Source organism: Salegentibacter sp. T436 (genome assembly GCF_001932675.1).
GTDB lineage: Bacteria > Bacteroidota > Bacteroidia > Flavobacteriales > Flavobacteriaceae > Salegentibacter > Salegentibacter agarivorans.
Genome location: NZ_CP012872.1, coordinates 2,364,636 through 2,377,981, shown reverse-complemented (window position 1 = coordinate 2,377,981; position 13,346 = coordinate 2,364,636). Strand labels below are relative to the sequence as shown.

At 36.6% G+C, this 13,346-nt stretch carries 12 protein-coding genes; 9 read left to right on the top strand and 3 right to left on the bottom strand.

Translation table 11 applies throughout. The features are described 5' to 3' along the window. The first annotated feature begins 48 nt into the window (after positions 1-48). Both AO058_RS10450 and AO058_RS10445 read left to right on the top strand, forming a co-directional pair. The gene (locus AO058_RS10450; protein WP_075326458.1) at positions 49-684 is read left to right on the top strand and encodes an alpha/beta hydrolase; all 636 of its coding nucleotides are present in this window, start codon (positions 49-51) and stop codon (positions 682-684) included. An 84-nt stretch (positions 685-768) separates the two neighbouring features. Beyond that, on the top strand, positions 769-2,040 hold the full coding sequence (locus tag AO058_RS10445) for an NRAMP family divalent metal transporter (protein WP_075326457.1): 1,272 nt from the start codon (positions 769-771) through the stop codon (positions 2,038-2,040). Positions 2,041-2,188: 148 nt separating this feature from the next. Here the strand turns inward: AO058_RS10445 and dnaK are convergent, their stop codons facing one another. Beyond that, positions 2,189-4,117: a molecular chaperone DnaK gene (gene dnaK / locus AO058_RS10440; protein ID WP_075326455.1), complete on the bottom strand. Its 1,929-nt coding sequence runs from the start codon at positions 4,115-4,117 to the stop codon at positions 2,189-2,191. A 219-nt stretch (positions 4,118-4,336) separates the two neighbouring features. Between dnaK and AO058_RS10435 the strand changes: the two genes are divergently transcribed. From AO058_RS10435 to AO058_RS10425, 3 genes are all read left to right on the top strand, one after another. After that, complete coding sequence (locus AO058_RS10435; RefSeq protein ID WP_075326453.1) at positions 4,337-5,770, top strand: L-serine ammonia-lyase; 1,434 nt, start codon at positions 4,337-4,339, stop codon at positions 5,768-5,770. A 204-nt stretch (positions 5,771-5,974) separates the two neighbouring features. After that, entirely contained in the window at positions 5,975-6,598 is a 624-nt protein-coding gene (locus AO058_RS10430; protein ID WP_075326451.1) for a CPBP family glutamic-type intramembrane protease, read from the top strand. A gap of 76 nt (positions 6,599-6,674) precedes the next feature. Beyond that, positions 6,675-7,706, top strand: a complete 1,032-nt coding sequence (locus AO058_RS10425) for a formylglycine-generating enzyme family protein (RefSeq protein WP_075326449.1) — start codon at positions 6,675-6,677, stop codon at positions 7,704-7,706. On the opposite strand, the gene AO058_RS10420 is transcribed toward AO058_RS10425, so the two are convergent. Further along, entirely contained in the window at positions 7,707-8,162 is a 456-nt protein-coding gene (locus AO058_RS10420; RefSeq protein WP_075327947.1) for a nuclear transport factor 2 family protein, read from the bottom strand. It lies immediately after the preceding gene. 62 nt (positions 8,163-8,224) lie between these two features. On the opposite strand from AO058_RS10420, the gene AO058_RS10415 reads away from it, so the two are divergent. Genes AO058_RS10415 through AO058_RS10400 form a run of 4 tightly spaced genes read left to right on the top strand, consistent with a single transcriptional unit; the run spans position 8,225 to position 11,725 of the window. Continuing rightward, positions 8,225-9,355: a glycoside hydrolase family 18 protein gene (locus AO058_RS10415; protein WP_075326447.1), complete on the top strand. Its 1,131-nt coding sequence runs from the start codon at positions 8,225-8,227 to the stop codon at positions 9,353-9,355. 60 nt (positions 9,356-9,415) lie between these two features. Beyond that, on the top strand, positions 9,416-10,234 hold the full coding sequence (gene panB / locus AO058_RS10410; RefSeq protein ID WP_075326445.1) for a 3-methyl-2-oxobutanoate hydroxymethyltransferase: 819 nt from the start codon (positions 9,416-9,418) through the stop codon (positions 10,232-10,234). Positions 10,235-10,285: 51 nt separating this feature from the next. After that, complete coding sequence (locus AO058_RS10405) at positions 10,286-10,984, top strand: RluA family pseudouridine synthase (RefSeq protein ID WP_075326443.1); 699 nt, start codon at positions 10,286-10,288, stop codon at positions 10,982-10,984. A gap of 18 nt (positions 10,985-11,002) precedes the next feature. Beyond that, entirely contained in the window at positions 11,003-11,725 is a 723-nt protein-coding gene (locus AO058_RS10400; RefSeq protein WP_075326441.1) for an energy transducer TonB, read from the top strand. On the opposite strand, the gene AO058_RS10395 is transcribed toward AO058_RS10400, so the two are convergent. Beyond that, positions 11,726-13,270 carry a hypothetical protein gene (locus AO058_RS10395; protein WP_075326439.1) on the bottom strand — a complete coding sequence of 515 codons (1,545 nt, stop codon included), beginning with the start codon at positions 13,268-13,270 and terminating at the stop codon, positions 11,726-11,728. Between the last annotated feature and the right edge of the window lie 76 nt (positions 13,271-13,346).

The window sequence follows — 13,346 nt, the reverse complement described above, 5'->3', positions numbered from 1 at the left end:
AATCTCGCTATTCCACTGAGGGTTTCCCATTAAAAATCACATAAAATAATGAGCACCGAAAAGCAGCTTTCTTACCAAATTACCAACACCTACAGCGTTTTAAACGATTTTACTGAAAAAACAAAAACAGTCTGGTTGGTTTGCCACGGAATTGGTTATTTAAGCAGGTATTTCTTAAGGCATTTTAATCATTTAAATGCAATAGAAAATTATGTGATTGCTCCACAGGCCCAGTCTAAATATTACCTCAACAACGAGTATAAACACGTAGGTGCCTCCTGGCTCACTAAAGAACAAACTGAAGCAGAAACTGAAAATGTACTCAATTATCTCGATGAAGTTTATAAAGCTGAAAATCTAAAAAATGCACCAAGATTAATAGTTTTAGGCTATTCCCAGGGCGTTTCAGTAGCAACAAGGTGGATTGCCAGGCGAAAAATTGAATGCCAAGAATTAATTATGCATTCGGGAAAAGTTCCTTCAGAATTAACTGCTGAAGATTTTGAATTTCTTAAGCAAACAAATTTCACTTTTATCTACGGAACTGAAGATGAATACCTCAAAAACGGAATAGTAAAAGTAGAAGAAGAACACCTGAAAGAGATATTTCCTCATAATCTTGAAATAAAAACCTATAAAGGTGGGCACGAAGTCAATACCAAAATTATTGCTGAATTTGCTTAAATTCGGTGGTATTCTATTCAACTCTTTAGCCAGAAACTGTCACTTCGCGTGCAATCGAGAAGTTAGCTATTTAATTATTTCTAAATGAAACAAAAAAATACTTCTTCTAAAACTTCCATCATAAAAAGTATTGGCCCCGGATTTTTACTAGCTGGAGCAGCCATTGGAGTTTCTCATTTAGTGCAGGCTACCAGAGCCGGTGCCGATTATGGATTTATTTTAATTTGGGTTTTGATAGTAGCCTGCATTTCAAAATATCCTTTTCTTGAATTTGGTCCCAGGTTTTCCGCCGGTACCGGAAATCATTTGATTACCGGATATAAAAAACTGGGTAAATTCCCATACTGGATTTATATACTGATTACACTGGGAAGTATGTTTATTATACAGGCTGCGGTGACTATTGTTACCGCCGGTTTAGCCGAGCGACTATTCAATTTTGGCTGGTCGCCTTTTCTTTGGAGTGGGATTATTCTTATTGCGTGTATCGCTTTACTTTTAATAGGAAAATATCCCGGCCTCGATAAAAGTATGAAGGTTATTGTAACTTTATTAACTCTCGCTACTCTTGCTGCCGTAATTATGGCTTTTGGTGCCGGTACAGTAAATGATGCGGTTTCTACCGAATCGCCTTCGCTTTGGACTACGGCCAGTTTAGGTTTTATAATCGCTTTTATGGGCTGGATGCCTATTCCTTTAGATGCTTCGGTTTGGCATTCCATCTGGACCAAAGAAAAGGCGGGTCAGAACAAACAGAAAATTTCAGTAAAAGGTGCTTTTGCCGATTTTAATGTAGGTTATCTTTCGGCTGCATTTATTGGTTTACTTTTCTTTTTGCTGGGCGTTTTAGTAATGTTTGGCAGCGGCACTTCGTTTTCCAGCAATAGCGTTGAATTCTCGAGCCAGTTGGTGGAACTTTACGGAAAAACCCTTGGGGAATGGAGTAAACCTTTGATCTCTGTAGCAGCTTTTGTTACTATGCTAAGTACCGTTCTAACAGTTACTGATGCTTATCCGAGAGTAATTTCTGAATTAAAAGATCCTGAAAAAGACAAACCTGAAGACAAAAAAGAAAAATGGAAAATTTACCGAATTTCCATTTTCATTATCCCGGTTCTTTCGCTTTCTATTTTGTATTTCCTCTCCGGTTCTTTTACCATTTTGGTAGATTTCGCCGCCGGACTTTCATTTCTATCTGCACCCTTTTTAGCCTGGTTTAATTATAAATTGGTTACAGGAAAGCAAATGCTTAAAAAACACCGCCCGGGAAAGAGTTATAGGATTTTCTGCTTAATATGTTTCGCTCTCTTAGTAGTTTTTAATTTTGTGTATTTGTATTATACATTTGCCCCCTAACCCCCAGAGGGGGAATATTCTCTCGTATCCTATCATTCTGAATGATAAAGCTTAAACTTCTTAAAACAAAAAAGCGCGACCCATTCAGGTCGCGCTTTTGATTTATTTAAGCCCTCCCCTTTCGGGGGAGGGTTGGGAGGGGGCTTTTTTATTTAACTTCCTCAAAATCTACATCTTCTACGTCGTCTCCGCTTTTAGAGTCTCCTCCAGCTTGCTGTCCGCCTTCAGCTCCGGTAGCACCTTGTTGTGGTCCTGCCTGGCCGCCTTGAGCTTCAGCTTGTGCTTTATACATTTCTTCAGAAGCTGTTTTCCAGGCTTCATTCAATTTGTCTAAAGCAGGAGTTATTTGATCAAGCTCTTTAGTTTCGTAAGCTTTCTTCAATTCTTCTAAAGCTTCTTCTACCGGCTTTTTCTTATCTTCAGAAATCTTATCGCCAAATTCTTTCAATTGCTTTTCAGTTTGGAAGATCATAGCATCAGCTTCGTTAAGCTTATCTACTTTTTCTTTGGCTTGCTTATCAGCATCAGCATTTGCTTCAGCTTCTTTCTTCATTTTCTCGATTTCTTCTTCTGTTAATCCTGAAGAAGCCTCGATACGGATATCCTGAGATTTTCCAGTTGCTTTATCGGTAGCGCTTACTTTAATGATACCATTGGCATCAATATCAAAAGTCACTTCAATTTGAGGAGTTCCTCTTGGCGCTGGTGGAATTCCGTCTAAGTGGAATCTACCAATTGTCTTATTATCTGCCGCCATTGGACGCTCACCCTGCAACACGTGAATTTCTACAGAAGGCTGGTTATCTGCCGCGGTAGAGAATGTCTGTGATTTCTTGGTTGGAATCGTAGTGTTAGATTCAATTAACTTAGTGTTAACTCCTCCCATAGTTTCAATACCTAAAGAAAGTGGAGTAACATCAAGTAACAATACATCTTTTACATCTCCGGTTAATACACCACCCTGGATAGCTGCACCAATTGCAACAACCTCATCTGGGTTTACACCTTTAGAAGGTTTTTTACCAAAGAATGCTTCTACTTCTTCCTGAATTTTAGGAATACGGGTAGAACCACCAACAAGAATTACCTCATCGATATCACTTTTTGAAAGACCTGCATCGCTAAGTGCTTTTTTAACAGGCTCCATAGAACGGGTTACCAGTTCTGAAGCTAACTGCTCAAATTTAGAACGGCTAATAGTTTCTACAAGGTGTTTTGGTCCGCTTGAAGTTGCCGTTACATAAGGTAAATTGATCTCAGTTTGACTTGAAGATGACAACTCAATTTTAGCTTTTTCAGCAGCCTCTTTTAAACGCTGAAGTGCCATTGGGTCTTTTCTTAAATCAATATCTTCAGCTTTTTGGAAAGTATCTGCAAGATAATCGATTAGAACTTCATCAAAATCATCACCACCAAGGTGCGTATCACCATTAGTAGACAATACTTCAAATACACCATCACCTAATTCAAGGATAGAGATATCAAATGTACCACCACCAAGGTCATAAACAGCGATTTTTTGATCCTGAGATTTTTTATCAAGTCCGTAAGCCAATGCTGCTGCAGTAGGCTCGTTTATAATACGGCTTACTTTTAAACCTGCGATCTCACCGGCTTCTTTTGTAGCCTGACGCTGAGAATCGTTAAAGTATGCAGGTACGGTAATTACCGCTTCTGTTACATCCTGTCCAAGATAATCTTCTGCGGTTTTCTTCATTTTTTGAAGTACCATTGCAGAAAGTTCCTGGGGAGTATATTTTCTTCCATCCACATCTACACGTGGAGTATCATTATCACCTTTTACTACTTTATAAGGAACTCTTCCTGCTTCTCTAGAAGATTCAGAATATTTGTTCCCCATAAAACGTTTAATAGACGAAATAGTTTTTTCTGGGTTAGTTACTGCCTGACGCTTAGCCGGGTCACCAACTTTTATTTCGCCACCTTCTACAAATGCGATTACAGAAGGTGTAGTTCTTTTTCCTTCGGCATTAGGTATTACCGTAGGCTCGTTACCTTCCATTACGGCAACGCAAGAGTTGGTAGTACCTAAGTCAATTCCAATTATTTTACTCATAACTTTATAGGTTGAATTTTATATTATTGATTTCAATTCTTCGAGGTGTTAAAATCAATCATTATGCCAGCAGAAAACTTATGACAGGTTGTCATTTTTTCCTAAAAGTACTTGCCAAATCTGCGCTTCCAAGATTACGAAATCGTTTTAATATTTCTTCAATTCATTCTACTTCATACTAACAAATCCTTATTTTTGCAGTAAAATAGGAGTTATACGATGCGAAAAATTGAATGTATTAGTGTTTTTGATATGTTGAAGGTGGGCGTAGGCCCTTCCAGTTCTCATACTTTAGGTCCCTGGCGGGCATCACAACGCTGGATTGCAGAATTAAAGCAAAAAGGCACTTTTGATGACGTAGAACAAATACATATAGATCTCTATGGTTCTCTATCCCTTACCGGAATAGGTCACGCTACAGATATTGCTACTGTTTTAGGACTTTGTGGTCACGATCCTGTAACTATGGATATTTCTATAATTGACAGTGAAATTCAAAAGATTAGGGAAACAAAAAAACTTCAATTTAACGGCGAAAAAGAAATCGATTTTAGCATTGCTGACGATGTAAAGTTTAACAAGAAATTCCTTGAGTTTCATCCCAACGGAATGACATTTCGGGCTAAACTGAAAAACGGTAAAAAAACCTCTTCTTCTTTTTATTCCATCGGTGGCGGTTTCGTTGTAAAAAAAGAGCGTAAAAACGCTAGTAATAAGATGAAAAGCTTTTTAGAATTTCCTTTTCCTATTGAAAAAGCTACAGAACTCCTCGCCTATTGCAAAGCTGAAAACAAACCTATTTCTGAAATAGTTCTTGAAAATGAAAAATCTCTTAGAACCGAAGAAGAAATAAATGCCGGCTTAAAACAAATTTGGGATGTGATGCTGGAATCTATGTTCATTGGCTGCCATACCGAAGGCACTCTTCCCGGCGGACTCAATGTGAAACGCCGTTCTTTTGAAATGCACCAGCGCCTTATTGGGGAAGAAAAATATGATTCGCCCGAAGATTGGATAACCGCTATTAGAAGAACTGAGGTAAAGTTCAGGCAAATTCTTAAATGGGTAAGCTGTTTTGCCATTAGCGTAAACGAGGTAAATGCATCTTTGGGTCGTGTGGTTACTGCACCAACAAATGGTAGTGCCGGCACCGTACCTTCAGTAATGATGTATTATATGGTGATAGAAAATCACGAAGCCACTTTTGAAGATATGAAACGCTTTATGCTGGTTGCCGGTGAAATTGGCAGTCTCTTTAAAAAAGGCGCCACGATTTCTGCCGCAATGGGCGGATGCCAGGCAGAGATTGGCGTATCCTCGGCAATGGCTGCCGGTGGATTAACAGAATTACTTGGCGGAACTCCGGAACAGGTATTAATGGCCGCAGAAATCGCTATGGAGCATCATCTTGGATTGACTTGCGATCCTATTGCAGGTTTAGTTCAGGTGCCGTGTATTGAAAGAAACGCAATGGGCGCCATAAAAGCCATCAATGCTGCTGAAATAGCCCTGGAAAGCGATGCTACTAAAGCAAAAGTTCCACTGGATAAAGTAATTGAAACAATGTGGGACACCGCAAAAGATATGAATTCTAAATATAAAGAAACCTCAGAAGGCGGACTCGCAGTTAAAGTGAATTTAAGCGATTGTTAATTACCCGTTCTCTGTTGTGGGTTATCAGTTTTGAGTTTTGCTATTCTGAATTTTGAATTATTTAAAAAACTCATTGGAATAATTCGTGAATTAGTCATTTAAAATATCTTACAGTATTAAATTGCAGCAATAATCAAATCTAAGTCTTTGCAATTCCTAAACATCCCACCAAAAGTCAGCAATCTTTTTCGCAATTACTGGTTCATGATTGGGACTTATTTTCTGTTTTTCTTTTTATTGGGATTTTTAAATACATTTTTACCAGAATTAGACCTCCAGAAATACCAGCAAACCGAATTATTCAATTTAATGGATGAGAGTCCGCTGGCATTTATTCTTATGGCGGTTATTATAGCGCCCCTTTTGGAAGAAAGTATGTTTAGAACCCTCATTAAGCCTTCTTTTACCGAAATCTACATTTTTATTTGTGCAGTACTTGCATTTATAGGCCTCGGTTTTATTCCGCAGGAAGCACATTCTTTACTTAAATATGGCCTGGTAATATTATCGGCTATTATCATTTTTCTGTTCTTGCAATCTCTTAAACCTTCAAGATTCCTTAGAATATTTCGTATAATGCTTTACCGAAATTATAAGTTTATATGGATACTAACCGCTGCTCTTTTTGGTTTGGTTCATATCTGGAATTATATTGAAGGCCGGCAATTTGACCTAATTTTATTCCTGTTAATTTTCCCGAGAATTATCGCCGGGTATTTCTTCGGAAAAATAAAAGTCGAAAACGGAAGCTTGCTTTGGCCCATTACAATGCACGCCATGAACAACGGGATTGTAGTATTCTTTTTGCTTCCAAAGCTTTTACAATAAATAAAACCAGCCTTAGCAGCTTCAATTAATTTTAAGTATTTACCACACTTGTTTATCTTTAGCCGAAAATCAATTAATGCGTTTCTCCTTTCTAAAATACTTCGTTCTCCTTTGTCTTTTCTGTTCATTTTTTAGTTGTAAAAATGAAGAAAATGAACCTACTAAATCTTCTGAAGAAAATATTCAGAAAACCGAAAAATCCTACCACGAAAAATATCTTGAAGAAATTGCCGAAATAAAACAAAGTGATTCAGTTTCAACCTCCGGAATGCTTAAGATTGAAGGAGGAGAATATATGATGGGTGGAAATTCGCAACAAGCCAGGCGAGATGAGTTTCCGCAGCATAAAGAAAAAATTGAAACAATTTGGGTAGATGAAACTGAGGTTACTAATGCTGAATTCAGAGAATTTGTAGAAGAAACCGGTTACGTTACTACCGCCGAACGTAGTTTTGAAATTAACGGCAAAACTTTCCCTCCCGGTGCCATGGTTTTTGATGCCGAAAATCCGCAGGCCTGGTGGAAATTTAAAGAAGGTGCCAACTGGAAACATCCGCAAGGTCCAGAAAGTTCTATTGAAAACAAAGAAAATCATCCTGTAGTACAGGTTTCCTGGTATGATGCTATGGCGTATGCAAAATGGGCCGGAAAACGTTTACCTACCGAAGCAGAATTTGAATATTTGGCCAGAGGTGGGAAAGAAAATCAAATTTACCATTGGGGAAACGATTTTGAGAAAGCAACCGCATTCGTGAATTTCCACCAGGGAGATTTTCCGGTTTCTAACGAGATAAAAGACAGTTTTGAAAAAACCGCCCCGGTAAAAAGTTTTCCTCCCAATTCTTTCGGACTCTACGAAATTTCTGGAAATGCCTGGGAATGGGTTTTAGATACTTATTATCCAAATGCGTATTCAAAATTAGAACAGCGCACAGATGGTTACTTTAAAGAATATTTTAATCCAGAACAACAAAAAGTAATTCGTGGAGGTTCTTTTTTATGCAGCGAATCTTATTGCACCGGATACCGGAATGCGGCAAGAATGAGCTCTACTCCCGAGAGCGGATTAGAACATTTAGGTTTTAGGTGTGTTAAAGATGTTGAATAGTTACTTACAGCCTTTTTTACTACGTGTATCTACCAAATAGATGATTTTCCATTCGCCTCTGGATTTCATGAGCTGGAAAGTATTTACCCCGCAATGACTTAATTCATCATTTACATAAAAAGAATAAGGAGTGCTTACATTGGCGATCATTCCGTTGACATTAATATCAAAATCGTGTAATTTTTCTTCAAATTTAGTTGAAGCAGGAATTGAAGCTATCGACTTTAAAAAATGTGAATATTCTGAAATAGATAAATCTGTATTCCCTTCATTATCTATAGCTACAGATTGCATTTTAATATCGGGATGTGCAAAACTTTTTAACCTCACAGAATCCTGAGCGTGAAAGGCTTGAAAGAAATTTTCAATTAAACTCTGAAGATTTTCTTTTTCGGTATTTTGGCTCCACCCAATTTGGCACAAAAGGAACAAACTAATTAATAATAACTTCTTCATAGAATTCATTTTATTTAAACGCTAATTTAGTATTTTAAAGTTTTTACGCTAATCCATCAATTATGAAAAGAATTACGATTATTTTCTGGTGTCTAAGTCTTTGTTTTTTCTTTAATAATCTTCACATGAAGGCCCAGGGAAAACAGGAAAAAAAGATTGTAGCATATATTATTAGTGATAATGTTAATGATAAATTTGATGAAATTTCTGCTGAAAAACTCACCCACATTAATTACGCATTCGCTAATATTAAAGATGGAAAAATTATAGAAGGAAATCCTGAAGATGTAGAACGATTAAAAAAAATAAACAGTTTAAAAGAAGAAAACCCCAATTTAAAAATCCTGATTTCGGTTGGGGGCTGGACCTGGTCTGGTGGATTTTCTGAAGCAGTGGCAACCAGAACTGACAGGGAGCGATTTGCCAATAGCGGAATTTCCTTTCTACAAAAACACAAAATTGATGGGATAGATTTAGACTGGGAATATCCCGGGTTACCAGGAGCGGGAAACCCTCATATGCCTGAGGACAAACAAAACTTCACCTCTATTTTAAAACTTTTTAGGAAGAAATTAGATTCCCTAGGCAAAATAGACCAGAGAAATTACTTACTAACCATAGCAACGGCTGCTACTCAGGAATATTTAGATAATGTAGAATTGGATAAAATTCATCCTTACCTGGATTTTATAAATATTATGAGTTACGATTACCAGGGTGGGTGGAACGATTCTACATCACACCATACAAACTTATATGTTTCAGAAACAGATCCTAAGGATTACAAACAGAGTACTCAAACAGCAGTGAAGGAACATTTGGCGGCTGGCGCTCCTTCAGAAAAAATTGTTGTGGGTATGGCTTTCTATGGCCGTGGATGGCACGAGACAGAAAATAAAAACTTCGGGTTACATCAAAAAGCTCTTGGGAATGCTTTCAGCATCAATTATAGAGATTTAAAAGATAGTATAGAAACTGGTAAATATAAACGCCATTGGGAGAAAGAAGCCAAAGCACCTTTTCTTTGGCGCGAAGCTACAGGAACATTTATCACTTATGATGACCCCCAATCAATAAAAGAAAAAGCCTGTTATATTTTAGATAATAATTTGGGTGGTGCGATGTTTTGGCAATATCACGGAGACGATGGTGAATTATTAAAAACGCTTTATGCTGAGCTTAAAAAACATTAAAACCAGCTTCTTACCTTAAAACCGCGTGTTTTTGTACTTTTACCATCCAAAATTGAAAATATGTCTGTAGCTAAGAAAGAATATAAAAGAGTCACTACCAAGTCTCTCGTAGATATGAAAAAAAATGGTGAGAAGATTGCGATGCTAACTTCTTACGATTACTCTATGGCGAAAATTGTAGATGGTGCTGGAATAGATGTAATTCTTGTGGGAGATTCTGCCAGTAATGTGATGGCAGGACACGAAACCACACTTCCTATTACTTTAGATCAAATGATTTATCACGCAACCAGCGTGGTAAGAGCTATAAATCGTGCCCTTGTTGTTGTAGATCTTCCCTTTGGAAGTTACCAGAGTGATCCAAAAGAAGCTTTGCGCTCTGCCATTAGAATTATGAAAGAAAGTGGCGGTCACGCTGTAAAACTTGAAGGCGGAAAAGAAATTAAAGAATCACTTAAACGTATACTGCACGCAGGAATTCCCGTAATGGGACATTTAGGCTTAACCCCGCAGTCTATCTATAAATTCGGGACTTATACCGTTAGAGCTAAAGAGGAAGCTGAAGCCGAAAAATTAAAATCGGATGCGATCTTATTGGAACGCCTGGGTTGTTTTGCCATAGTTTTAGAAAAAGTTCCGGCTAAGCTAGCTAAAGAAGTTGCCGAAAGTATAAGTATTCCTGTAATAGGAATTGGTGCCGGAAACGGTGTAGATGGCCAGGTGTTGGTAATTCATGATATGTTAGGGATGACCCACGAATTCAACCCCAGATTTTTAAGAAGATATGCTGATCTTCATACAGAAATGACCAAAGCTTTTGAAAATTATCGGGACGATGTAAAAAGCAAAAGTTTCCCATCTGATGATGAACAGTACTAGTTTGGTAAGCAGTGAATTGTTAAAGCCGGCAGTATAATTAAAATCTTCTTTTTGGAAAAAGTAATTTCAGATAAAAATAATCTCCAGGTTCTTTATGAAGACAATCACATTATTGTGGTTAATAAACGTCCCGGTGATATTGTGCAGGGCGATAAAACTGGCGATAAACCGCTAAGCGAGGTTGTAAAATCTTATATAAAGGAAAAATATAATAAACCCGGAAATGTTTATTTAGGCGTAGTTCACCGTTTAGACAGACCAACCAGCGGAATTGTTCTTTTCTCAAAAACATCTAAAGCCCTACCAAGACTTAACAAGCTTTTTCAGCAAAAAGAAGCGAAGAAAACTTACTGGGCAATTGTGAAAAATGTTCCCCCGAAAGATTCAGATACTTTAGTCCATTTTTTAAATAGAAACCCAAAACAAAACAAATCTTACGCGCATATTAAAGAAGTTCCCGAAAGCAAAAAAGCTATTCTGGAATATCGACTTTTAAAAAAATTAGATAACTATTTTCTGTTGGAAGTAGATTTGCATACCGGACGGCATCATCAAATAAGGAGCCAACTTTCGGCAATTGGCAGCCCGATTAAAGGCGATCTAAAATACGGTTTTGACCGAAGTAATAAAGATGCCAGTATTCATCTACATGCCAGGGAGCTAAAATTTATTCATCCCGTAAAGAAAGAAGAAATACACATTACTGCTCCTCCTCCCGATGAAGTACTTTGGAATAATTGTTTAAATTAAAACCCGCCTAAAATACTTATGAAAAACCTTTTCCTCAGCTTAATTCTTACTGTAATTTCATTTTCCGTATTTGCCCAGGATACTATCTATATGGATAATAATTACCAGGAATTGGATAAGAAAGAAAATGCTAAATATTTTAAAATTGTTACTCCTACTCCAGACAAAGACTATGAATTTTTAAGAACCACCTATTTCGTGGATGGAGCAAAAAAAGCTGAGCAATCTTATGATCTAAAAGATGAAAAGAAAATCTATGAAGGATTACATAAACATTATTATGAATCTGGAGAATTGTTTCATTCGATAGAATTTAAGAACGGAAAAATGCACGGAGAATTAGTTGCCTACTGGAAAAATGGGATCAAAAGGAGACATGATTATTTCAAACGAAATAAACTAAAAAAAGGTACGGTTTGGAATAAGGCTGGTGAAGAAATTGAATATTTCCACTTTGAGATTCCACCTGAATTTCCTGGAGGACAAAAAGCTCTACAAAAGTATCTAATAGAAAATATTAAAATACCTACTTATCATAATTCTATGCAGCGAGTAGTAATAAGATTTACTATTAATTGCGAAGGAAATACGACTGACATTAAAATAGTTGAAGAAGCCCCCGCTGAATATATGGTGGAAGCTTATAGAGTTGTAAAAGAAATGCCAAAATGGAAACCAGGGAAGCAATTTGGAGAGGTGGTAAATGTAAGTTATAGTCTTCCTCTCGTATTTCAGAAATAACTATCTGCTTACCAAAGCTACTTTTTCAGCAATAACATCAGCCACCGGTCTGTTTTCTATTTTACTCTCGAGCCAGGAAAGGATATCCAGGTATAAAAATGCCCTACGCTCATAGGGATGATCTTCAAAATCTTTTAATTTGGTATGCAGTTTCCTAAATTCATCTTTAATTTCAAGCGGAGAAACTTCTGGTAAATTTCTAAGAAAACGTATCATTTCTTTCTGCACCTCGTGCAAATCGTTCATTTTAATTAAAAATTTATAGGTAGATTTTACAAGGCGATCTAAGTGATAGTCCAGCCCGGCTTCGTAATGAGCCACCAAACTCAAGATACGGGCAAAACACATAAGGTCTTCCCGCATTTCAAGCGATTTATTATTAATAATCTTATTAAGAAATTCTATACATTTTTTATTGTTTCCATCTCCAAAATATAGACAGGCAATCTTATAGTAGAACACCATAATGTGATGCTCATCAATTCGGTCCTTATATTTTTTAATTCGTTTCTGGATTTTCTCTACCAATTCATCGCCATTCGCAAAGTTCCCCTGCATAAAACGTAAATTCAGCTTATTGGAGTATAGATAAAGAAAAGCCAGGGCTTTTATATTATCATCGTCAGGGATTTTGGCATCTTTCAGCATCCCTTCAAGATTCCTAAGGGTTTTCTCGAATAAATTGGTGTGATTCAGGTAAAATAACGATTCCAGTAAATAGTGATTCCCTTTTAAATAGGAAACCGGGTGAATAGGCACCAAATGTTTGTGTTCGTTAAAAAGATCTATCCATTTCATAGAATAGCGGTAGCAAGCCAGAAAATCCTGGGTGATAAAACTAAACCATAAATGAGCTTTATATAGCCACAATTTTTCCCTGAAACCTATATTCTTGATTTGATATTCAGGAAGATTTTGATAAAAATAATTTCTAATACTTTCAGCCTCTTCTTGGGTTCTGGCATATCCCATTTTTAGAAAAATAGCATATAACTGTAATGACAAATTTGAAAGTTTACTGGAAATTAAATTCAGATCACTCAAATCCCTGGTTTGCTGAATAAGGCTTTCGGCACGGTTTTCTATACTTCGGGTAATATATTGCGATTCTATTATTTTCTCCAGCTCCAGAATTTCATAAGCCAGATTTTTCTCTTCATATTCCAGCGCCTGGCCTTTAATTTTATCGAGCAATTTCAAACTTTGTTTGTAAAGACCTTTTCTATAAAGGATATAAGCAAAATCAAACTGTTCCCTAATTTGCACCGGTATGCTTTGATGAGCAGGATTCAGTCTAAGACTAATAAGGATTTGTTTATATAAATGTGCTTTTACATTAGATAATTGTTGCTTACTTATTTTAGTTTTTAGAAGAATTTCTTTCTCATTGTATTTTTTCATTTTAGTCATCACCTTAAATAAATTTAAAAATTTACTATCGGTATTCACACCAATTCTTCCAACATACAATGAAAATTGACGCTTTTCTGAAGGTGAAAGCGACTTAATCAAAGAAAATAAGTTATCAGTTAAATCATTAGTCATTGTAACAGAATAGTTCGTAATAAACTGATTTACAGTAGTATTACATTATATTTTTTAGTTTAATTATCGTAATGAC